Below are 21529 nucleotides of genomic sequence, written 5' to 3'. Positions count from 1 at the left end.
ATGCCTCTATCCCCTCAGTCTCGGAGGCCGTCTCAGGGCCGATGTCTCTGGATGGCCTGACGGCCCTAAGCTTTCTTCCGGTACATCGCCAGCATGCGGCGGGTGACCAGGAAGCCCCCGAAGATGTTCACCGACGCCAGCAGCACCGCCAGCGCCCCCAGCAGGCTCGACGCCCCGATCACCGCGGGGCCCGCCGCGATCAGCGCCCCCACCACGATCACCGACGAGATCGCGTTGGTCACGCTCATCAAGGGCGAATGCAGCGCCGGCGTCACCCGCCACACCACGTAGTAGCCGACGAAGCACGCCAGCGCGAACACCGTCAGACCGGTCAGGAAGAACCCTTGGCCCTCCGCCGGCACCGTGGCCGCCGCCGCATGCGCCTGTGCCGCCAGGGCCTGCGCCTGGTCCGACAGCGCCCGCGCCGCCGTCGCCAGCCCTTCCGCGCCTTGCGCGATCCCGTCCGCCGCCATGATCCCGCTCTCCCTTACGCCGCCTGCTCGGCGCTGCCGCCGAAGCCCGGATGCACCACACGGCCCCCCGAGGTCAGCCGCGTCGCCGTCACGATCGCATCCGTCCCGTCCACCTTCAGCCCCTTGCTGTCCTTGTCGACCAAGGGCGTCAGGAACGCCACCAGGTTGCGGGCATACAGCGCCGACGCATCCGTCGCGATCCGCCCCGGCACGTTCCTGTGACCGACGATGGTCACGCCCTGGTCCTCGATGACTTCCCCTGGCCGGGTCAGGGCGCAGTTGCCGCCCCGCTCCGCCGCCAGGTCCACGATCACCGACCCCGGCTTCATCGACCGCACCATCGCCTCGTCCACCAGGACCGGCGCCTTGCGCCCCGGGATCAGCGCGGTGCAGATCACGATGTCCTGCTTCTTCACCGTCTCCGCGATCAGCGCCGCCTGCTTCGCCCGGTACTCCGCCGACATCTCCTTGGCGTAGCCGCCCGCCGTCTCCGCCGCCTTGAACTCCTCGTCCTCCACCGCCACGAAGCTGGCCCCGAGCGACTGCACCTGTTCCTTCGCCGCCGGACGCACGTCGGTCGCCGACACCACCGCGCCCAGGCGCCGTGCCGTCGCGATCGCCTGCAGGCCGGCCACGCCCGCGCCCATCACCAGCACCCGCGCCGGCGGCACCGTCCCCGCCGCCGTCATCATCATCGGGAAGGCCCGGCCGAACACCGACGCCGCCTCCAGCACCGCCCGGTACCCCGCCAGGTTCGCCTGGCTCGACAGCACGTCCATCGACTGCGCCCGCGTGATCCGCGGCACCAGCTCCAAGGCAAAGCTCTCGATCCCGCCGGCGGCATAGGCCGCCAGGCTCTCGGCGTCGTCATAGGGCTCCAGGATGCCGATCAGCGTCGCGCCCCGCGGGATCAGCGACAGCTCGTCCAGCTCGCCCTCCCCCGCCCGCAGCGGACGCCGCACCTTCAGCACCACATCCGCGCCCGCCAGCGCCGCCGCCGCGTCCGGCACCACCTCGGCCCCCGCCGACCGGTACGCCTCGTCCGTCACCGCACTGCCCAGACCCGCGCCCGATTCCACCACCACCGTAGCGCCCAGGCCCACCAGCTTCTTCACGCTGTCCGCCGTCGCCGCCACACGGCGCTCCCCATCCCGCCGCTCCCGCAACACACCTATCCGCATGGACAGCAACTCCCCCACGCGGCCCGGAGTGCGGCACCGCATTTTGCCCAGAGACAGGATCACCCGCGGCAGCGATCAGGCCGCCGCGGTGCAATCCGTGGAACCGGAAATCAGGCGTGGATCACGGCCGCTGCCTTCTCCTGCAGCGCCGGCGAGGCCTGCTGCAGGAAGTGGCGGATCAGGTCGCGGGCGCTGATCACCCCGACCAGGGTGTGATCCTCCATCACCGGCACGTGCCGGATGTGGTTCTCGTCCATCAGCCGCAGCACCGTCTCGATGCTGTCGCGCGGCTCGCAGCTGATCACCGTGCGGCCCATGAAGGCCGAGACCGGCATGGTCAGCGCCGCGGCGCCATGGGTGGCGAGCGCCTTGGCGACGTCGCGTTCGGAGAACACCCCGACCACGACATTGCCCTCGGTGCGGCACACCTCCTTGACCACCAGCGCGCCGATCACCTCCTTCGTCATCAGCGCGACGGCGGTGGCCACCGTCTCGCCGACGCGGATCATGATGATGCGCGTGTCCTTCTGGCGGAGAATGTCTTCGGCTCTCATGGCTGGGTTCCTCCTGGAGAAATCGGCTCTTGCGGCCGCTCGGGATCGGGTCAGGCCGGCACCAGCGCCGGCACGGGTTTGGCCACGGCCGACGCGGCGGGGCTGTAGAGGCCGGCAACGCCGGCGCGCTGCTGCACCAGGGCCAGGACGGTGTCGACGGTCGGGGTCGGCACCCCGACCATGCGGCCGAGTTCCTGGATCACGGTGACCAGCGGGTCGATCTCCATCGGCCGGCCGCGCTCGAGATCCTGCAGCATCGAGGTGCGGTGGGCGCCGACCGCGCCGGCGCCGTCGAGCCGGCGTTCGATGTCGACCCGGAAATGCACGCCCAGCCGGCCGCCGATCGCCTGCGCCTCGGCCATCATCCGCCGGGCGACGTCGCGGGTGCCGGCATCGCCGGTGATGATGTCGAGCGTGGCATGGGTCAGCGCGCTGATCGGGTTGAGGCAGAGGTTGCCCCACAGCTTCAGCCAGATCTCGTCGCGGATGTTGTCGCGGATCGGCGCCTGCAGCCCGCCCGCCTGCATCGCCTCATGCAGCGCGACGATGCGGTCCGACCGGCTGCCGTCGGGCTCGCCGATCGGGAACTTGTCGCCGTAATGGTGCTCGACCACGCCGGGCGCCACCACCTCCGTCGCCGGATAGACGATGCAGCCGATGCCGCGCTGCGGCCCCAGGCGGTTCCATTGCAGCGCGCCGGGATCGACGGTCTCGATGGTGCGGTTCTCGTATTCGCCGCCATGCCGGTAGAAGTACCAGTAGGGCAGGCCGTTCACCGCGGTGACGACGGCGGTGTCGGGCCCGAGCAGCGGCTGCATCGCCTCCACCACCCCCGGCACCGAATGGGCCTTGAGGCTGATCACGACATAATCCTGCGGCCCGAGATCGGCCGGGTTGTCGGTGCAGCGGATGCGGGCCGTGCGGATCTCGTCGTCGATCTTCAGCGTCAGGCCGTTCTGGCGCATCGCCTCGAGATGCAGGCCGCGGGCGACGAGGCTGACCTCGACCCCCGCACGATGGAGCTGGACGCCGAGATAGCCGCCGATGGCCCCGGCGCCATAGATGCAGAGTTTCATGGCCGCGCCTTCCTCCCGATTTCTTTGGAGTCAAAGGCCGCTGAGCAGCCGGCTGAAAGGCATGGTGGTATACAAAATACCTGCTGTCAATGCATCCAAGGGAGAAGGGCTGCGCTGGACTCTCGTCCACGGTATACTTGTGGCGGCTCGCACCCGGGGCTATAGCCGGAGGGAATGCCGGCCACGCAGGCGACAGAAGGGCCTCCGATGAGCTTTCCCCAGATCGACGTGAAGCCGCTCGACACCGAATCGAGCTTCCGGATCAAGGCCTACAAGGCGTTGAAGCAGGCCATCACCGAGATGGACATCTACGGCCATACGGCCGAGATCAAGCTGGAGGAGCGGCAGCTGAGCGAGATGCTGGGCGTCAGCCGCACCCCGATCCGCGAAGCGATGACGCTGCTGGAGCAGGAGGGCTTCGTCCGCTCCGTCCCCCGCCGCGGCATTTTCGTCATCCGCAAATCCAAGGCCGAGGTCCTGGAGATGATCACGGTGTGGGCGGCGCTGGAGGGCATGGCGGCGCGGCTGGCCACCCAGGTCGCCAGCGACGCCGCGATCCGCAAGCTGCACGACTATGTCGACGTGTTCCGCGACCGCGACCCGGAGGAGCATGTCAGCGAATACTCCGAGGCCAACATCGCCTTCCACAAGCAGATCATCCGGATCAGCGGCTGCCAGATGATCGTCGACATCACCGACAACCTGTTCATCCACATGCGCGGCATCCGCCGGGTGACGATCGGCCAGGACCATCGGGCCCAGCGCTCGGTGGTCGACCACCAGAAGATCGTCGCGGCGCTCGAGGCCCGCGACGCCGACCTGGCGGACCGGCTGGTGCGCGAGCACACGCTCGGCCTCGGCGAGCATGTGCGCAAGCATGGCGACTTTCTGAACTAGGCGCCGAGGCAGATGGCGCCGAGGGCGACGACGGCGCAGGCGCCGACGCGGCGGAGCGTCAGGGTCTCGCCGAGGAAAAGCCGGCCGATCAGGGCCGCGAACACGACGCTGGTTTCCCGCAGTGCCGAGATCGGTCCGACCGGCCCGAGGGCGAAGGCCGCGACCACGGCACCATAGGCCAGGAGCGACACCACGCCGCCGGCCAGGGCCTTCAGGGTCTCCGGCGAGCGCAGGTCCAGAGTCGGCTTGCCGCGGATCAGAGCGAAGGCGGCCGGCAGCAGCACGCCGTAGATCAACGAGATCCAAGCCGCATACACGATCGGGTTGCCGGCCTCGCGCACGCCGATCGCATCGACCGTGGTGTAGCCGGCGATGAACAGGCCCGTGGTCAGCGCCAGCACGATCGAACCCGTCGTCGCCCGCCCCTTGCCCAGGGAAAGGCTCATGATCCCGAGAGCCACGAGCACGACACCGGCGACCGCGCCAGGGGAGAGGGGCTGGCCGGCCAGCACGAAGCCGCCCAGCGTCACCAGCAGCGGCACGCTGCCCCGGACGATCGGATAGACCTGCCCCAACTCGCCGGACCGGTAGGCGGCGACCAGGAAGACGCTGTAGCCGACCTGGAGGCTGGAGGAGAGGATCAGGTACGGCCAGGCCGAGGGCGGCGGGCCGGGAAGGGCAAGGGCGACCGGAAGGGCGATGGCCGTCATCGCGAAGCTCATCACGGTGACTGTCCACAGCCGGTCGGCGCCGGTGCGGAGGACGGCGTTCCAGCTCGCATGCAGCATCGCGGCGAACAGCGCGAGGCCGATGACCGCCGCGCTCACGGGGCGCCCGCCGGCATGGCGATGAGGGCAGAAGCCGCCTGCCGCACGCTGCGGATGGCGTCGTCCCCCTGCCCCATCTGGGCCAGCAGGGTCGCCCCTTCGAGCAGCATGAACAGGGCTGCGGCGACGCCTTCGGCCCGATCGCCCGGCATGGTCTGTTCGAGAATGCGGCGCAGCCGCCGCCGGAAGCCGTTCTTGTGCTCGGCGACGGCGGCGAACACCGGATGTCCGGGATCGCCGAACTCGGCCAGGGCATGCGCGAACAGGCAGCCGTGGAAATCCGGGCTGCGGAACCAGCGCTCATACCAGTCGAGGATCGTGCCGATCTTCTGCCCGGGCGTCCCCGCAGTGCCCGCCAGGCGGTCGAGCTGGGCGTCGAACCGTTCAGCCCGGTATTGCAGAACCTCGACGATCAGGCCGTCCTTGCCGGGGAAGTGACGATACATCGTCATCTTCGCCACCTCCGCCTCGGCGATGATCCGGTCGATGCCGGTGGCGTGATAGCCGGCGCGCTTGAACAGCGCGTAGGCGGTTTCGACAATGTGCCGGCGCTTGTCGGCGGCGATCTGGGCGGAGGACGCCATGGAATTCACCAGAGGTGAGACAGGTCTGTCTCATACACACTGCATCCAATCGCATCCCTTCGTCAACGTGACTTCGCACCGGTATCGATCGCCGCCCCTACGGCGCGTCGGCCAGGCGCAGCACGGCGGCTTCGATCGACTGCGCCAGCGCCGGGTCGTCGCCCGCCCGCCGCAGCACGGCGGCGCCCACCATCGCGGCGAACACGGCCAGGGCCTTGTCGTCCGGCCTCTCGCCCGCGACCAGGTGGGCCAGCCGGCGCAGCCCGGCGGTGAAGGCCCGGCGCAACGGGCCGCCGGTGGGGGTGCGGGCGGCATCGCCGGCCAGGGTCGCCATCGGGCAGTCGTATCCGGATGGCTTGGGCGTGAAGTAGAATTCCGCCAGGCGGCGCAGCCGGCCGGCGGCATCCCCTTCCCCTGCAGCGCCCCAGGCCTGCCCGGCGCTGGCGAAGGCGTGGGCGCAGGCCTCGGCGGCGAGCCCGTCCTTCGATCCGAACTGGCGGTAGAACCCGCCATGGGTCAGCCCGGCCCCGGCCATCAACTCGGCGATGCCGACCCCGTCCAGCCCCTTGCGCCGGAACAGGACCGAGGCCGCCGCCACCACGGCCGCCCGGTTCTCCGCCGCCCGGTCCCGCGAGACCCTGCCCATTTTCGCCTCTTGCAAAATATATGACGAACATCATCTATTCACCGTTAGATGACGTCTATCATATAAGGATCGATCATGGGACTGCTAGAGGGCAAGGTGGCGCTGGTCACCGGCGGGACATCGGGCATCGGCCGCGCCAGCGCCGTGCTGTTCGCCCACGAGGGCGCCAAGGTGGCGCTGACCGGGCGCCGCGCGGCCGAGGGCGAGGCGGTGGTGGCGGAGATCGCGGCCGCGGGCGGCGAGGCGATCTTCATCCAGGCCGATCTGACAGAGATCGACGCCATTCCCAGCATTGTCGGCCAGGTGGTGGCGCGGTTCGGGCGGCTGGACGCCGCCTTCAACAATGCCGGCATCTCCGGCGGCGGCCCGATCGAGACGCTGGACGAGGCCCGTTGGGACAGCCTGATCGACACCAACCTCAAGGCCCATTTCTTCGCCCTGAAGGCCGAGGCCGCGCAGATGAAGAAGCAGGGCGGCGGCGGGGCGATCCTGTTCAACGGCTCGGTGCTCGCCAGCATCGCCCAGCCCGGCACCTCGATCTACAGCGCCAGCAAGGGCGGCATCGTCTCGCTGGCCCGGGCGGCGGCGGTGGAGCTGGGGCCGCACGGCATCCGCGTGAACTCGATCAATCCGTCGATCACCCGCACCGAGATGACGGCGGGCCGCATCGTCAAGAATGCGGACGGCACCGAATCCCATCCCCTCGCCTACGGCATCCCGCTGGGGCGGCTGGCGGACGCGGAGGAGATGGCCCAGGTCGCCCTGTTCCTGCTGTCGGACCGGGCCTCCTACGTCAACGGCCAGGCGCTGGTGGTCGATGGCGGCCAGAGCGCCGTCTGACCCACTGAGAAAGAGAGACAGAACGCCGGTCCCGGCGCGTGCCCGGACCGGCGATGCAATCCAAGGAAACCATCATGTCCAGGACATCTGCGATATCCGCCGCGAGACCTTCGACGCTCGGCCGTGCGGCCGGCATCCTCTCCGCCGCGGCGCTGCTCGGGGCCTTCGCCCTGCGCCCGGCCGCGGCGGAGGAGATCCCGCCCGGCGTCGGCCTGACCGCGACGCTCGATGCGGTGCATGTCAGCGTCAGCTACCTGCCGGCGGCGACCGGCTATGAGACCGTGGTCACGGCCGGGACCGAGGAGCCGGGCGGCATCGTCCGATTCGTCTCCACCCTGGCGCCGGGCCAGGAGGCCGTGGTCTCGGTCCCGCGCGGCCCGGGCCAGCCGGCGCTGGAGCTGCGCCTGCGCCGCATCGGCGACCGGCTGGAGCTGCAGCGGCCGGTGTCGTGAGGCCGGGCGCTGCTGCGGCCGCTCACTCCAGCGGCAGCAGCAGCGCATCGATCTGGCCGGGGTAGCGGGCCAGCAGGATGGCGGCCTTCTGCCGGAGGGCCGGGTCCTTGTAGGCCCGGACGGCGGCCAGCAGGTTGCCCAGGGCCTCGTCGACGCCGTCACCCGGCGTCAGCTCCGGATACGGCCAGGAGGGATCGAGGTTGCCGGCCGCGTTGATGTAGCCGGCGACGAAGCCGTACCCCGCCTTCAACCCGTGGCTGTCGAGGCTGAACTGCCAGAGGTCGGTCGGGTCGGTGTCGCCATTGGTCAGCCCGGCATCGACCAGTTCGGAATAGCGGCCAAGCTTGCTGAACGCCTGCAGGTTGAACTGGCTGTAGTGGTAGGGCCGGGTTCGCTCCAGCTCCGCCACCTGGCGGCCATCCATGTCGAACTGGCCGGCAACCCGGCGCAGCGCCGCGATCTTCAACTGCCGCTTGGCCAGGTCCGGCTGGTCGGTGAACAGCGAGAACGCCACCACCTGCGCGTCGTACCAGGTGCCATGGTTGTTGTGCCAGTTGCCTTCCTCGAAGCCGTTCTCGCTGGTCAGCAGCCACAGGTCGAAGATGCGGTACCACAGCTTGATCAGCTGGTAGTCGACCTCGCGCAGCGCGTTGCTGGGGCGGATCAGCTCGACCGCGTCCATCACGTCGATGAAGGCGCGGCTGTCGATGATGCCGATGCCGCGGCCGTTGACGATGCCGGGGATGGCCTGGGCATAGGTCATGTTCGGGTTCATCCGCGTCGCCGGCGCGACGAACCACACGCGCAGCATCTCGGCCGCCTTCACCGCGTATTTCGGGTCGCGGGTGAAGGTGTAGGCCAGCGCCAGGCTGCGGACATCGCCGCTGAAACTGGCCAGGCGCACGCTGTCGGTGGCGTCGGTCTTGCTGTCCGGGTTGGTCTGGCCGTCGCGGCGGATGTAGGGCAACCCGTTCGGCGTGTCCGGGTTGGGCCACCAATAGGGGCCGAAGCTGAAATAGTCGTGCTTGCTGCCGGAGGCCGGGGTCAGCGTCTTGGCGGTGACCGACGGGTTCGCCTTGGCCAACGCCGCATCGGCCTTCTTCAGCAGCGCGACATAGGACGGTTGGTAGAGCGGATCGGCGGCCGCGATCTTCGCCCGCGCCTGGGCCAGTTCGACCGGATCATAGGTAAACCAGCGCGACTGCGCCGCAACGGCGGGCGTGGCCGCCACGAACAAGGCAAAGATGGTGCAGGCGAATGCCGCAGCACGCATGGTCGATCCCCCCGATTATGGACAATTATCCTATCGAGTAGATCGCGCTGCGCGATTCGGCTCAATCCCTTTCGGTCTCCGCCACCCCCGCGCGGGCCAGCACCCGGCGGGCGCGGGCGACGACCGGGGCGTCGACCATGCGGCCGTCGACCTTGGCCGTCCCCTGCCCCTGCAGCAAGGCCGCGACGATGCGCCGGGCCCGGTCGACCGCCGCCGCATCCGGGGTGAAGGCCTGGTTCAGCACCGCCACCTGGGCCGGATGGATGCAGCTGGCGCCCTCGAAGCCCTGGCGCACCGCCTCCTCCGCGGCGCGGCGCAGGGCATCGAGGTCGTCGATCCCGGCCAGCGAGCCCATCAGCCCCAGCGGCAGCAGCCCGGCGCCACGCGCCGCCAGCAGCACCTGCTGCTGCGCCAGCCGCAGCACCGCGGAATCGGGCTCGGCACCAATCTCGGCCGACAGGTCCTCGGTGCCGCAGACCAGGGCCAGGGTGCGCGGCGTGGCGGCGGCGATTTCGGCCCGACGGTCGAGGCCGCGCAGGGTCTCGACCAGCGGGATCAGCCGGGTCCAGCCTTCGGGCCGCCCGGCCTCGCGTTCCAGCTCGTCGAGCCGGTCGGCGATCAGGCGCAGCCATTGCCCGTCCTCGGTCTTGGGCACCAGCAGGCCGTCGGCGCCGGCCCGCACCGCGGCGGCGATGTCCTCCGCGGCATGGGCCAGGCGGCTGTTGATGCGGACCAAGACCCGCGCCCCCGCCGCGCCGACCAGCGGCACCGCCGCGGCCAGGGCCGCGCGGGCCGCCGGCTTGGCGGATTCGGCGACGCCGTCCTCGAGGTCGAGGATCACGGCATCGGCCCCCCGCGCCGCCGCGCCAGCGACGAAGCGCTCGCGGTCGGCCGGAACATAGAGAAGGGAGCGCAGGCGGCGGAATCGGGTCTCGGTCATGGCGGCTCAGCCGACCTCCACGGCAGTGAAGCGGGTGTGGGCGCCGCCCCAGTTGGCGAGCCCGATCTGCCCGGTCATATGGGGCCGGTCGTCGGTCCAGTCGAACCCGGCCGAATCGCCGTCGCCGGTGACGGCGCAGCGCAGGGTGGGACCGGCGGCGGCGATGTCCAGGCGGTAGGACCGGCCATGCGTCCAGGCGAAGGGCACGGATCGGACCGGGTGCGCCTCGCCCTGCTTGCGGAACAGGGTCAGGCGGCCGTCATCGGTCAGCGCCAGGGCGTAGCTGCGGCGGGCGCCCTGCACCCGAGCCAGCACGGCATGAGCCGGCCCGGCGATCGGGACCAGGGTGACGGATACGGTGAGGTCCCGCCAGTCGATGTCGCCGGTGTAGCTTTCCGACGGGCCCGGGCCACTGCCGTGATAGGCGCCGTCCTCCAGCCGCCAGGCGCCGCGCAGCCGGGTCCATTGGCTGATGCCGCCGCTCTCCGGCCGCTCCCGGGCGAAGCTGGTGGAGAAGCGCGGCGCGCCGTCCCAATCCAGCCAGGCCAGCTGCATCGACCCCGCCTCCCAGGTCCCGCCCAGGTTGCGCAGCACCACGCCGACCTCGGACAGGCAGGCATCGGCCAGCGCCGGGATGTCGAAGGCGAGATCCTGCCATTCGCCGGGCCGCAGCGGCGCGCCTTCGGCCTGGTGGTGCCGGTCGTGATTGTCGTCGCGGACATAGAGGGCGGCGCGCAACGGCGGCGGCGCATCGGGCGGTATCCACAGCCGCGCCGACACCCGCTGGCCGGGATGAAGCAGCGGCGAGAAGCTGGCGCCGTAGAAATTGCCGCTGAGCTCCGACGGCCTGATGTAGCTGCGCGTCGACAGCCGGACCTCGCCGGTGCCGCCGAGCTTGCGGATCGTGGTCGAGAGCGCGCCGGCCGGGTCGGCCTCGGTCGACCGCCGCCATTCGATCGGCCGGCCCAGCCCGCCGGTCGCCCGGGCCTGGAAGCCGCCCATCGAGCCGGCGTAGCGGAGATGGCGGCACGGCCGCCGCGGCCCCCCCTCGGCGCCGGCCAGACGGCGGCCGAGCCGGCACAGCAGGTCGGCACCCTGTGGCGCGGTCATCAGGTTGCGGCCGCCGACCAGGCCGGCATTGATCAGGATGTCGTTGAGCGGGCGGCGCCAGGCGAGGTCGATGCCCTCGGTGCCGACGGCGACGCCCATCACCGCGCCGACATTGCCGGCGTTGCAGTCGGTGTCCCAGCCGGCCATGGCGGCGATGCGCAACGCCCGGCTGAAATCGCCGCCGCCATACAGCAGGGCCAGGACGATGATGCCGGCGTTGGGGACGATCGGCACGGTGCCGAAATAGCGGTCATAGCCGAATTCGGCCTGCAGCACGGCGAAAGCCGCCCGCCAGTCCTGTGGGTGCCGGCGATGCGTCGCGACCATGGCGCGGACCACGGCGGCGTAGTCGCCATCGGCCGGGATCTGCGCCAGCCCGGCACGGATCAGCGCCGCCGGGTCGCGCTCGGCGAAGGCGGCGCTGACCATGGCGGCGACGAAGCGGGCACCGTGCAACGCCGTGCCGTCCCAGGACACGCTGGCCGCGCGCTCCGACAGGTCGGCGGCGAGGCCGGGGCGGCCCGGCGCCATCAGGCCCCAGATGTCGGCGAAGATCTGGCCGCCGATCTCCTCCGCCACCAGCCGGCCGTTCAGCGAGGCCGAGCCCGACAGCGGCGCCGGGATCCCGGCGGCGAGGTTGACATAGGCGGTGTGCATCGCGGCGACGCCATAGCCGCCCCACCACAGCGTGCCCTGCTGGTCGGCCAGATGGTTCAGCCAGCCCTCGGCCACCTGCTGCGGCGTGATCTCCGCCGAAGCGCCGCAATCATCGAAGATCCGGGCCAGCATCATCGAGAAGGCGGTGTCGTCGTCCGGCTTGAAGAAGCGACCGTCATCCTCGCTGAGATAAAACTCCAGCGCGCCGACATGCTGGCGGATCTGGGCCTCGGTCCAGTTCTCCAGCGGGGCGCCGAAGCGGACGCCGATGCATTTGCCGAGCCAGCCGGCATAGACCCGGTCGTCATAGCCGGCCGGAATCATCCCAGCGCCCCCGCCGCGCGCAGAGCCTCGATCTCCGGGGTCGAGAAGCCGGCCTGGCGCAGCACCGCCTCGGCGTCGGCGCCGACCTCCGGCGCGACATGGCGGATGGCGCCCGGCGTGGCCGACAGCCGGGGCAGCACATTGTGCACCGGCACGCTGCCGAGGTCGCGGTCGGGGATCGCCACCACCACCTCGCGCTCGATCACATGGTCGTCATCCATGAAATCGGCGATGTCGTGCACCGGGCCGACGGTGATGCCTTCGGCCCGGAAGGTCGCCAGGGCCACGTCGCGGTCGCGGGCGCCGATCCATTCGCCGATCACGGCATCCAGCATCACCCGGTTGCGCACCCGGTCGGCGTTGGTGGCGAAGCGCGGATCGCGGGCCAGGGCGTCGCCGCCGACCAGCAGCAGGATCCGCTTGGCCATGCGCTCGGTCGACCCCGACATGGCGATCCAGCGACCGTCACGGGTCTTGTAGACGTTGCGCGGCGCGCTGTTGCCCGAGGCGCTGCCGGTGCGTTCCTTGACCTCGCCGGTGACGGCCCAACTGCCGGCCTCCGGCCCCAGCACCCCGTACATCGCCTCCAGCAGCGACAGGTCGATCACCTGGCCGCGGGCCATGCCGCGGTCGCGCGCCCGCAGCGCCGCCAGCACCGCCTTGGCGCCGTGCAGGCCGGCGATCATGTCGGCCAGGGCCAGCGGCGGTAGCACCGGCTCGCGGTCGGCGAAACCGTTGCGCGAGGCGAAGCCGGACATCGCCTCGACCAGCGTGCCGAAGCCCGGCAGCCGGCTGGCCGGCCCGGTCTGGCCGAAGCCGGAGATGCGCACCAGGATCAGGTCCGGCGCCATCGCCAGCAGCCGGTCGGGCGCCAGCCCCATCTCCTCCAGCACACCCGGGCGGAAGTTCTCGATCAGCACATCGGCGGTCGGGATCAGCCGCTCCAGCGCCGCCATGCCCTCCGGCTTGCGCAGGTCGAGCACCAAGGACAGCTTGTTGCGCGACAGCTCCTTCCAATAGAGGCTGTGGCCCTTCACCTTCCAGTCGCGCAGCGGGTCGCCGCCCGGCGGCTCGACCTTGATCACCTCGGCGCCGAAATCCGCCAGTTCCAGCCCCAGGGCGTTGCCGGCGACCACGCGCGACAGGTCGAGCACGCGGATGCCGGACAGCGGGCCCTGGTGGTCGGGCACGATCCGGGCAGGGCGCGGCGCATCAGCCATGGGCGGTCTCCACGATCTCGATCGCGCCGGCCTGCATGCGGCCGGCCGAGGCCATGCGCAGGCCGACCATGCCATAGGCCAGGGTGCCGTCGCGGGCCTCCAGCAGCGGCGTGCCGTCGACCGACAGCACCAAGTGGTCGCCCATCGCCTGCAGCGCCAGGCTGTAGCTGCGGCCGAGATCGCGCTTGAAGGGTGCGCGGGCCAGCACGGTCTCGCCGAAGTCGCGGCGCAGGATCGCGACCTCGTCGGCCGAGACGAAGCCGGCGGCATAGCCGCGCTCGTTGCCCTGGCCGCGGGCGCAGACCAGGTGGCTTTCGCCGGCCAGCGGCGTCACCGCCGCCGTCACCGTGAGGTCGCGGGCATAGGCGTGGCCGGTCCACAGGTCGGCATCGGTCGCGGTCAGGGCGTGGATGCGGCCATCCTCGACCCGCCAGACGCCGCGGTTCCAGCTGCAGCCGGTGATGCCGCCCCACTCATTGGCCGCGATCTCAGGGTCGAGCCGGGCCGAACCGGGGCCGGAAACCGAGAATTCGTCGACGAAGATGCGGCCGAGGAACTTCAGCCGGCCGAAATACTCGACCTTGAAGCCGATCTCGTCGATCGCCTCGCCGCCGGTCTCCGGCACGGTGAAGCGCAGCTCCTGCCACTCGCCGGTCCCGGGCTGGGTCCAGGCGCCGATCTCGTCGATGATGCCGCTCATGGCGCGGCGGACATAGGGCACGAGGCGGAGATGGCCGTCGCCCTCCCACGGGTCGAGCCACAGGCGCAGCACCGCCTGCTGCCCGGTCGCCACCACCGGCGAGAACATCGGGCGGTAGCGTTCGTCGTCGAAATCGCTGCGGCGGTAGAACGGCTTCCAGAAGATGCGGCCGCCGTCGCCGCGCTCCAGCCGGTCCAGCAGGGCGCAGAGCGACCCCCGCCCGGTGGCCTTGCGCTCGTCCGACCAGGACAGGGCGATGCGGTTGTCCGGCGCGGTGCGGAAGCCGTGGGTCGATCCCGGCAGGTCGAAGTCGAAGCGCACCCCCCGCCGCTCCATATCCGCCACCCACTCCGCCGGTGGTTCTTGCCCGGCCAGGCGGTGGGCCAGCACCGCGAGCTCGCGGCAGAAGCTGGGGATGTCGACGATGTTGAGCGACCCGGTGATGCCGGAGGCGACGATGCTGTCGTTGATCGGCTTGCGGTAGTGCGGGGCGACACCGGCGATGCCGGCCAGGGTGCCGGTGATGGCCCCGGCGTTGCCGGCGTTGCAGTCGGTGTCCCAGCCGCCCATGGTCGCGATCTCGACCGTGCGCGACAGGTCGCCCTGGCCGTAGAGCAGGGACAGGATCAAGAGGCCGGCATTCGGGATGATGTGGCAGACGCCGGGGTAGCGGTCATAGCCGAACTCCAGCTCCAGCATCCGCCGGCAGGCGCGCCAATCCTCCGACTGCGCCTGGTGCATGGCCTGCACAGCGCGGGCGACGCGGGCGTATTCGCTGCCGGTCGGAATGGTGGCGAGGCCGGCTTCCACCACCTCCTCGATCGTCCTGGCCGTGAAGGCCCGGGCGATGGCGGCGGCGACGAAGCGGGCGCCGTGCAGGCCGTTGCCGTCATGCGAGACGCTGGCGGCGCGGGCGGCGAGGTCGGCGGCGCGGGCTGGGTCGCCCGGGCACACCCAGCCCCAGGAATCGACGAAGATCTGGCCGCCGATCTGTTCCGCGATCACGGCACCGTTGCGGGCGATCGAGCCGGATTCGGGCGCCGGGATGCCGGCCTGCAGGTTGGCGAAGGCGGTGTGTTCGGTCGAGACGCCATAGCCGCCCCACCAGAACATGCCATGCTGTTCGGCGGCGTAGTTCAGCCAGGTGCGGCCGACATCCTCAGGTGTCGGGTCGAGGCCGAAATCGCGCAGCGCCCGGATGAAGTAGATCGGCCCGTTGGTGTCGTCGTCGGCGGCGAAGTTCTTGAAGTCGCGGAGATAGCCGGTGATCTCGCCATAGGTCTTCTCGATCCGGTCCCAGGTCCAGATCGTCGGTTCGACCGGGGCGCCGAGGCGCACGCCGATGGCCTTGCCGAGGAAGCCGGCATAGATGCGGTCGATTGTGTCGGTGGGGATGGGCATTCCGGGCTTTCGTCTGGTCAGCGGCCGGCGGCGGCGCGGGCCGGCGGATGGGGGTCGACGGCCAGCGCGAGGCGCTGGGCGTCGCGGGCGCGGCTGCGGTCGAGGTCGGCGGCGAGGATGGCGGCGACGGCGCCGTGGAAGCGGTCGGCCTCGGCCGTCAGGTCGAAGCGGTTGGCCTGGTCCAGCAGGTCGCGGTCATCAGGGTCGATCACCGCCTCGCCCTGCATCGCGCCGAGGATGGCGCCGGCCATGCAGCCGATCGAATCGGTGTCGCGGCCGGAGTTGACGCCGTCGAGGATCGAGGCGCGGAAGTCGCCGCCATTGACCAGGCAGAAGCCCAGCGCCAGCGGCAGCTCCTCGATCGCGCGCAGCCGCGACGGGGTGTAGTCGTGGGTCGGCAGCCCGGCCTTGTCGGGCCGGCGGTGGACGTCGTCGCCCATGCTGGAGTAGCGGCCGATGATCGCCTGGAACTCCTCGGTCACCCGGGCGTGGTCGGCGCGATGCGGCTTCAGCCGGTGCGCCGCCTCGGCGATGTCGGCGATGGCGGCGCGGGTGCCGTCCTTGGCCAGGCCGATTGCCGCCTCGACCACCGCCTCGATGGTGGTGCCGGGCACCATGGCGGCGGCGACGCAGGCGGCCAGCACCCCCGCCGCCTCCAGCCCATAGCTGTGCTGGTGGCCGGCGGCGAGGTCGATGGCCTCGTCATAGGCCCCCCGCGGGTCGCAGGCGTTCACCACCCCAACCGGGGCGATGTACATGGCGGCGCCGCAATTGACCATGTTGCCGATGCCGCCCTCGCGCGGGTCGCAATTGGCCAGCTGATGGCGCTGGAAGATCCACTTCTCCGGATAGAACAGCCGCTCGATCAGCATGGTCTCGCGCTGCATCTCGGGGATCCAGCGCGGCGTCCAGGCGATCTGGCGGACCATGCCGCCGGCCATGTCCCAGGCGTCGAGATGGCGGCCCTCCTCCTCATAGACCGCCATCAGGCACAGCGTCATCAGCGTGTCGTCGGTGATGATGCCGCGGCCGCGGATCCGGCCGCCGCGGCCCGCCTCCGGCTCGGCCATGCGGTGCCATTCGACGTCGAGCGAGGTCACCCGGCCGTAGCGCTGCCGGATCTCGGCGGCCGACAGCTTCTCGACCGTCGCCCCCATGGCATCGCCGAAGGCGACGCCATGCAGCAGCCCGCGGATCCGGCCCTTGAGCGAGAGCGCGGCGTCAGTTGGTGCCATTCAGCTTGGTCCTCGCATATTCGGTGACGGCGGTGCCGCCATTGGCGTTCCAGTCGGCGACGTAGTCGCCCCACTTCTCCATCGGCAGTTCGCCGGACACGAACTTCCAGACATAGCTGCGGTAGATGTTTTCCAGCGCATCGAGCTGGGCGGTGTAGTCGCTGGGGAAGACGAAGCTGTCGTCCGGCGAATAGAACTTCTGGGCGATGGCGATCGATTTCTCGGCCTGGGCCGACAGCAGCGGCGCGGGCGGCATCCAGGTCTCCGGCTGGGCGATCAGGAAGCGCGGGTACCAGGTGCTCATCTTGTCGGTGGTCTTGACGGTGCCGCCGTCCTTGACCCATTCCTCGCCCTCGAAGCCCATGCGGTCGATCTGCTGGCCTTGCGGGCTGGCCATGAAGTCCAGCAGCGCCACCACATCGTCCTTGTGCTCGGACAGGGCCGACATGGCGAAGCCGCGGCTTTCCCGGCTGACGTCGACGGCGCGCAGGCCCTGCCCGCCCGGGCCCTTCGGCGGGTCCAGCGGCACCAGGTTCACGCCCGGATGCACCTGGCGCATCTTGCCCTGGTAGATGTCGATGTTGACGCCGACCACGCCGAGGACCACCCCGACCCGGCCGGAGTAGAACTTGTCCTCGCGGGTGTCCCACTTGGTGGTGATGAAGTCGGGGTCGAGCAGGCCTTCGGCAAACAGCTTGTGGTAGAAGGCGATCTTGTCGCGTTCCTGGGTCGAGACGCGGGCACTGATCCACTGGCCCGACGGATCCTTGATCCAAGTGGCGGTGACGCCGAAGGCCTGGTTGAAGATCTCGTCCAACTCGTCGGTCGCACCGGCGGGCGGGATGGTGGCCACCGTGATGCCCCAGGTGTCCTTCTTGCCGTCGCCGTCGAGATCGGAATCGACGATCTCGCGGAACAGCGCCTCCCAGTCATCCAGCGTCTGCGGCGCCGGCAGGCCGGTCTTCTCCAGCCAATCCTGGCGGATCACGCCGACCTTGGCCCGCACCGGGAATGGGTAGATCAGATAGGGATAGTTCTCGAGCCGCGGCTTGTTGTGGGCCCACAGCGCCTGCTTAAGATGCGGCGCCTTCTCCAGCCAGGGGCGCCAATCCTCGAGCAGCCCCTGCTCGACGATCTTCTGGTCGCCGCCCTGGAAGTAGATCAGGTCCGGGATGTCGCCCGACAGCAGCATCAGCGACAGCTTGTCGGCATAGCCGCCGGGGGGCAGGTCGACCAGCTCCAGCTTCACCGGATGGCCCTGCGCCGCCATGCCGGCCTCGATCGCCGCCAGCAGCTTGACGTCGTCGGGGTTCGAGTTGGTGAAGTCCTTGCTGACGATGCGGATCGTGGCCGGGTCGGCGGCCCAGGCCGACGGCCCGGAGGTGAGAGCAGCAGCGAACACCAGGGCCAGAGCGGGTCCCAGAAGCGTCTTGGTCATCGCGATTCCTCCATGATTTCTTGTTTGTGGGCCATGGCGTGGGTCATCCCTTGACCGCCCCGCTCATGGTGCCCTTGGTGAAGAACTTCAGGATCAGCGGATAGATCGCCAGCACCGGCAGCAGGGTCAGGATGATCATCCCGGCCTTGAGCGCCCGCAGGTCGATCTGGCTGCCGCCGGTGTAGTTGTTCATGGCGTCGATGCCGACCATCAGCGACTTGTCGCCTTCGACCACGAACTGGCGCAGCACCACCTGCAGCGGCCATTTCCCGGGGTCGTTCAGGTAGATCATCGCCCGGAAATACTCGTTCCAGTGCAGCACGGTGTAGAACAGGGTGATGGTGGCGATCGCCGGCAGCGCCAGCGGCGCCACCACGTACCACAGGGTCTGCAGCGGCGACGCGCCCTCCATCTCCGCCGCCTCGATCAATTCCTTCGGGATCTCCTCGAAGAAGCGGATCAGCACGATCAGGTACCAGGCGAAGACGCCGCGGTAGAGGATGACCGACCAGTAGGAGTTGAGCAGGCCGATCTGCTTCATCACCAGGTAGTCCGGCACCACGCCGGGGTCGAACACCACGGTCACCAGGATGAAGATCAGGATCGCCCGCCGCCCCGGCAGCCCCGGCCGCGACAGGGCCCAGGCCATCAGCGTGGTGGCGACCACGTTGATGACGGTGCCGGCGACCGTGATCAGCAGGCTGTTGCCCAGCCCGGCCAGCACCTGGGGATGGGTCAGCAGCACCCGCCACACGTCGAGCGAGAAGCCCTCCGGCAGGATGGCGAGGCCGCTCATCCCCGGCACCTTGGCGCCGTCGGACAGCGAGACCGCCAGCAGGTTCAGGATCGGCTGGACCGTCACCACCACCATCAGCAGCAGGGTCGAGCAGATGATGGCGTATTCGATGCGCTCGAACGGGGTGCGGCGGATGCGGGAGGCCATCACCACACCCCCTTGCCGGTCAGGCGCTTGGAGACGAGATGGGCGCCCAGGATCATGGCCATGCCGATCACGCCCTTGAACAGCCCGGCGGCGGTGGCATAGGCGTATTCGCCGCCGATGATCCCCATGCGGTAGACATAGGTGTCGAGGATGTCGATGCGGTCGCGGATCGCGTCGTTGGAGAAGTTGAACACCTGGTCGAATCCGGCGCTCATGAAGCCGCCGAGGTTGAGGATGAACACCGTCGCCATGGTCGGCACCAGCGCCGGCAGGGTGACGTGGCGGATCTTCTGCCAGCGCCCGGCGCCGTCGATCGTCGCCGCGTCGTACAGCCCGGGGTCGATGGTCATGATCGCGGCCAGGAACAGCAGCGAATCCCACCCGGCGCTGCGCCACATCTCGGAGACCACCAGGACCCAGAGGATGCTGCCGCTCGAGGTCATGAACGGGATCGGCGCCATGCCGACCAGGCCGAGCAGGTCGTTGACCGTGCCGTCGATCGGCGACAGCACGGCGATGAAGACGCCGGCGATGACGATCCAGGACAGGAAGTGCGGCAGGTAGATCGCCGACTGGACGAAGCGGCGGTAGCGGTGGCCCTGCACCTCGTTCACCAGCAGCGCCACGATCACCGGCACCGGGAACAGCAGCACCAGCTTCATGGCGCTGATCAGCACGGTGTTCCACAGCACCTGGGTGAACACCGGGCTGTCGAACAGCAGGCGGAAATGCTTCAGCCCGACCCAGAGGCTGGGGCCGATGATGCGGTAGTCCTGGAACGCCAGCTTGGTCTGCCAGATCGGCAGGTAGTGGAAGACGACGAAGTACAGGATGCCCGGCAGCAGCATCAGGTAGTAGCCGCGCCAGCGCCAGGCGCGCCGCAGGGCCGACGGCCTGGTCACTTTGGGAACGTTCCCATGGGCGGTAGCCAAGGTCGGGGTGGTGTCGCCGATGCCGGTCATGTCAGGCGCTCTTCTTCCGCGCCGGGCTGACGCTGCGGCGCGGTGCGGCGACCGAGGCGCGCTCGACCACCCGGCAGGGCAGCACGGTGCGCACGATGTCGCCGGCGCCGTCGATCTCGGCCAGCAGCAGGCGGGTCGCCTCCACCCCCATGTCGTAGCGCGGCTTGTCGACCGTCGTCAGGCCGGGATCGGTGAAGCTGCCGGCCTCGACCCCGTCCATGCCCATGATCGAGATGTCGCGCGGGCAGGCCAGGCCGGCGGCCCGGGCGGCCAGGATGGCGCCGACCGCCATCATGTCGTTGGCGGCGAAGACCGCGGTCATGCGGCCGCCCTCGCGCTCGACCAGCCGCGTCATCGCCGCCTGGCCGGATTCGACGGTGTAGTCGCCCTCGTCCATCGGCAGCGCCGAGGCGTCGAAGCCGTGGCGCTGCCAATGGGCCTGTGCCTCGGTGACGAAACGGGTGCGCGCCACCCGCCGGTCGCGGCCGTTGACCAGCCCGATATGGCGGTGCCCGGCGGCGATCAGGTGGTCGAGGGCCAGGCGCACGCCCTGGGCGACGTCGCTGCGCACGCTGCTGTATTCGGGAAAGCGCTCGCCGCTGGAGCCGATGACGACGACCGGCGCCTCGGTCTGGCGCAGCAGCCCGCTGTCGTCGGTGGCGGGGTTGAGGATGATGCCGTCGACCCGGGCCTGGCGCAGCACCTGCAGGTGCCGGCGCTCACGCTCCGCATCCCAGTCGGAGCTGAAGATCAGCAGCGACCGCTTCTCGGCCTCAGCCTTGTCCTGGGCGCCGCGGGCGAGATCGGCCCAGAACGGGTTGGAGATGTCGGGGATGACCAGGCCCAGGGTGCGGCTGCGGCCGGTGCGCAGGCCGAAGGCCAGGTGGTTGCGCTCGTAGCCGGATTGCTGGACCGCCTCTTCCACCCGCCGGCGGGTCTCGGCATGCACCGCGCCGATGCCGGACAACACCCGCGCCACCGTCGTCTTCGACACGCCGGACAGGCGGGCGACGTCGATGATGGTGGGTTGGCGGTCGCGCTTGCCGTTCAAGGAGGTCTCCCATTGGATCGGCTTTTTGTCTGCAGCCGGCCTTTGCCCCATGGAATGGGGTGTGGGAACGTTACCAATCTCTTGCTCCGCCCGTCAAGCGGGCATCGCCTGCGGGGATTATGGGCAGTCCATTCCGGTCCTGGAAGGACTATTTTCCCACATCCGGATTGGCACCGAATTTTCCCATCGGCCGGCGGAACCCGATCTTGCCGTCGCTATTGTCCTGGTGAGGCCATGCGTGCGGGCGCACCGCGCCGTTCGGATGACCTCCCGAGATCCCGAAACTTGGATGGCGCAGCCTCTGGTGCGCCCGCCCCGGGGACGGACCGGCAAAATTCGCGGAGCTTCCGGGCGGCGCGGACTATTTGCCGGACAATATTCGATGTGAGTCCGGATGTAAGTTTGGCACAATTTATCAGCGGACATACGATCTACATTTTACAAAACGTTAACACTTTCCAGCGGGAATAGAGAACACCTAGCAACCATATCATTGGACATCGGTCCAATACTCGGATGGGAGACGCAGATGAGCGACGATCGAGAGAGCCGGATCCGGCAGAAAGCCTACGAAATCTGGGAGCAGCTGGGCCGGCCGGAAGGCCAGGAGCAGGACCACTGGATCCGGGCCGAGGCGGAGATCCAGGTGGACGAGACCGAGAGCACGGCCGGCGTGCCCGAGGGCGCCGAGGACCTTGGCCCGAAGATTGCGTCGAACCGTGGCTGAGGACAGCCCGAAGCTGCC

The 21529-nt window shown here is 69.8% G+C and carries 21 protein-coding genes; 4 read left to right on the top strand and 17 right to left on the bottom strand.

The window, feature by feature from the left end; genetic code table 11:
• Nucleotides 1-65 precede the first annotated feature (65 nt).
• From E9232_RS29410 to E9232_RS29395, 4 genes are all read right to left on the bottom strand, one after another.
• Nucleotides 66-473 carry an NAD(P) transhydrogenase subunit alpha part 2 gene (locus tag E9232_RS29410; RefSeq protein WP_309800302.1) on the bottom strand — a complete coding sequence of 136 codons (408 nt, stop codon included), beginning with the start codon at nucleotides 471-473 and terminating at the stop codon, nucleotides 66-68.
• 14 nt (nucleotides 474-487) lie between these two features.
• The gene (locus E9232_RS29405) at nucleotides 488-1654 is read right to left on the bottom strand and encodes a Re/Si-specific NAD(P)(+) transhydrogenase subunit alpha (RefSeq protein WP_309800300.1); all 1167 of its coding nucleotides are present in this window, start codon (nucleotides 1652-1654) and stop codon (nucleotides 488-490) included.
• 110 nt (nucleotides 1655-1764) lie between these two features.
• Entirely contained in the window at nucleotides 1765-2208 is a 444-nt protein-coding gene (locus E9232_RS29400; protein WP_309800298.1) for a CBS domain-containing protein, read from the bottom strand.
• 50 nt (nucleotides 2209-2258) lie between these two features.
• Nucleotides 2259-3284: a 2-dehydropantoate 2-reductase gene (locus E9232_RS29395; protein ID WP_309800296.1), complete on the bottom strand. Its 1026-nt coding sequence runs from the start codon at nucleotides 3282-3284 to the stop codon at nucleotides 2259-2261.
• A 207-nt stretch (nucleotides 3285-3491) separates the two neighbouring features.
• On the opposite strand from E9232_RS29395, the gene E9232_RS29390 reads away from it, so the two are divergent.
• The gene (locus E9232_RS29390; protein ID WP_309800294.1) at nucleotides 3492-4181 is read left to right on the top strand and encodes a GntR family transcriptional regulator; all 690 of its coding nucleotides are present in this window, start codon (nucleotides 3492-3494) and stop codon (nucleotides 4179-4181) included.
• On the opposite strand, the gene E9232_RS29385 is transcribed toward E9232_RS29390, so the two are convergent.
• From E9232_RS29385 to E9232_RS29375, 3 genes are all read right to left on the bottom strand, one after another.
• Nucleotides 4178-5008 carry an EamA family transporter gene (locus E9232_RS29385; protein WP_309800293.1) on the bottom strand — a complete coding sequence of 277 codons (831 nt, stop codon included), beginning with the start codon at nucleotides 5006-5008 and terminating at the stop codon, nucleotides 4178-4180. The two genes, E9232_RS29390 and E9232_RS29385, sit on opposite strands and share 4 nt — an antisense overlap.
• Nucleotides 5005-5592: a TetR/AcrR family transcriptional regulator gene (locus E9232_RS29380; RefSeq protein WP_309800291.1), complete on the bottom strand. Its 588-nt coding sequence runs from the start codon at nucleotides 5590-5592 to the stop codon at nucleotides 5005-5007. Before E9232_RS29380 ends, E9232_RS29385 begins: the two co-directional genes overlap by 4 nt.
• 97 nt (nucleotides 5593-5689) lie before the next feature.
• Entirely contained in the window at nucleotides 5690-6238 is a 549-nt protein-coding gene (locus tag E9232_RS29375; protein ID WP_309800289.1) for a TetR/AcrR family transcriptional regulator, read from the bottom strand.
• A 75-nt stretch (nucleotides 6239-6313) separates the two neighbouring features.
• Here E9232_RS29375 and E9232_RS29370 point away from each other — a divergent pair, with 75 nt between their 5' ends.
• Together E9232_RS29370 and E9232_RS29365 are read left to right on the top strand one after the other, a co-directional pair.
• Nucleotides 6314-7078 carry an SDR family NAD(P)-dependent oxidoreductase gene (locus tag E9232_RS29370; protein WP_309800287.1) on the top strand — a complete coding sequence of 255 codons (765 nt, stop codon included), beginning with the start codon at nucleotides 6314-6316 and terminating at the stop codon, nucleotides 7076-7078.
• 74 nt (nucleotides 7079-7152) lie between these two features.
• Nucleotides 7153-7530 carry a hypothetical protein gene (locus tag E9232_RS29365; RefSeq protein ID WP_309800285.1) on the top strand — a complete coding sequence of 126 codons (378 nt, stop codon included), beginning with the start codon at nucleotides 7153-7155 and terminating at the stop codon, nucleotides 7528-7530.
• A gap of 22 nt (nucleotides 7531-7552) precedes the next feature.
• On the opposite strand, the gene E9232_RS29360 is transcribed toward E9232_RS29365, so the two are convergent.
• The 10 genes from E9232_RS29360 to E9232_RS29315 all read right to left on the bottom strand — a co-directional run bounded on the left by E9232_RS29360 (nucleotide 7553) and on the right by E9232_RS29315 (nucleotide 20784).
• A complete protein-coding gene (locus E9232_RS29360) occupies nucleotides 7553-8803 on the bottom strand; it encodes an alginate lyase family protein (RefSeq protein WP_309800283.1) in 1251 nt (416 codons plus the stop codon).
• Nucleotides 8804-8864: 61 nt separating this feature from the next.
• On the bottom strand, nucleotides 8865-9743 hold the full coding sequence (locus E9232_RS29355) for an HpcH/HpaI aldolase/citrate lyase family protein (RefSeq protein WP_309800281.1): 879 nt from the start codon (nucleotides 9741-9743) through the stop codon (nucleotides 8865-8867).
• A 6-nt stretch (nucleotides 9744-9749) separates the two neighbouring features.
• Nucleotides 9750-11834, bottom strand: a complete 2085-nt coding sequence (locus tag E9232_RS29350) for an ADP-ribosylglycohydrolase family protein (protein ID WP_309800279.1) — start codon at nucleotides 11832-11834, stop codon at nucleotides 9750-9752.
• Nucleotides 11831-13054 (bottom strand): CaiB/BaiF CoA transferase family protein, encoded by a 1224-nt coding sequence (locus E9232_RS29345; RefSeq protein WP_309800278.1) that lies wholly within the window; start codon nucleotides 13052-13054, stop codon nucleotides 11831-11833. The genes E9232_RS29350 and E9232_RS29345 overlap by 4 nt, the downstream gene beginning before the upstream one ends.
• A complete protein-coding gene (locus E9232_RS29340; RefSeq protein WP_309800276.1) occupies nucleotides 13047-15155 on the bottom strand; it encodes an ADP-ribosylglycohydrolase family protein in 2109 nt (702 codons plus the stop codon). Before E9232_RS29340 ends, E9232_RS29345 begins: the two co-directional genes overlap by 8 nt.
• A gap of 17 nt (nucleotides 15156-15172) precedes the next feature.
• The gene (locus E9232_RS29335; protein ID WP_309800274.1) at nucleotides 15173-16390 is read right to left on the bottom strand and encodes an ADP-ribosylglycohydrolase family protein; all 1218 of its coding nucleotides are present in this window, start codon (nucleotides 16388-16390) and stop codon (nucleotides 15173-15175) included.
• Complete coding sequence (locus E9232_RS29330; RefSeq protein WP_309800272.1) at nucleotides 16377-17828, bottom strand: extracellular solute-binding protein; 1452 nt, start codon at nucleotides 17826-17828, stop codon at nucleotides 16377-16379. The genes E9232_RS29335 and E9232_RS29330 overlap by 14 nt, the downstream gene beginning before the upstream one ends.
• Nucleotides 17829-17871: 43 nt before the next feature.
• Nucleotides 17872-18771, bottom strand: coding sequence for a carbohydrate ABC transporter permease (locus tag E9232_RS29325; protein WP_309800271.1), 900 nt, complete (start codon nucleotides 18769-18771; stop codon nucleotides 17872-17874).
• Complete coding sequence (locus tag E9232_RS29320) at nucleotides 18771-19733, bottom strand: ABC transporter permease (protein WP_309800269.1); 963 nt, start codon at nucleotides 19731-19733, stop codon at nucleotides 18771-18773. Before E9232_RS29320 ends, E9232_RS29325 begins: the two co-directional genes overlap by 1 nt.
• Nucleotide 19734: 1 nt before the next feature.
• Nucleotides 19735-20784 carry a LacI family DNA-binding transcriptional regulator gene (locus tag E9232_RS29315; RefSeq protein WP_309800267.1) on the bottom strand — a complete coding sequence of 350 codons (1050 nt, stop codon included), beginning with the start codon at nucleotides 20782-20784 and terminating at the stop codon, nucleotides 19735-19737.
• Between the two features lie 529 nt (nucleotides 20785-21313).
• Here E9232_RS29315 and E9232_RS29310 point away from each other — a divergent pair.
• The gene (locus E9232_RS29310) at nucleotides 21314-21511 is read left to right on the top strand and encodes a DUF2934 domain-containing protein (RefSeq protein WP_309800265.1); all 198 of its coding nucleotides are present in this window, start codon (nucleotides 21314-21316) and stop codon (nucleotides 21509-21511) included.
• Nucleotides 21512-21529: the final 18 nt, after the last annotated feature.

Source organism: Inquilinus ginsengisoli, assembly GCF_031453975.1.
In the GTDB taxonomy this organism is placed as follows: Bacteria; Pseudomonadota; Alphaproteobacteria; order DSM-16000; family Inquilinaceae; genus Inquilinus; species Inquilinus ginsengisoli_A.
This window is presented reverse-complemented; position numbering and strand designations above follow the sequence as displayed.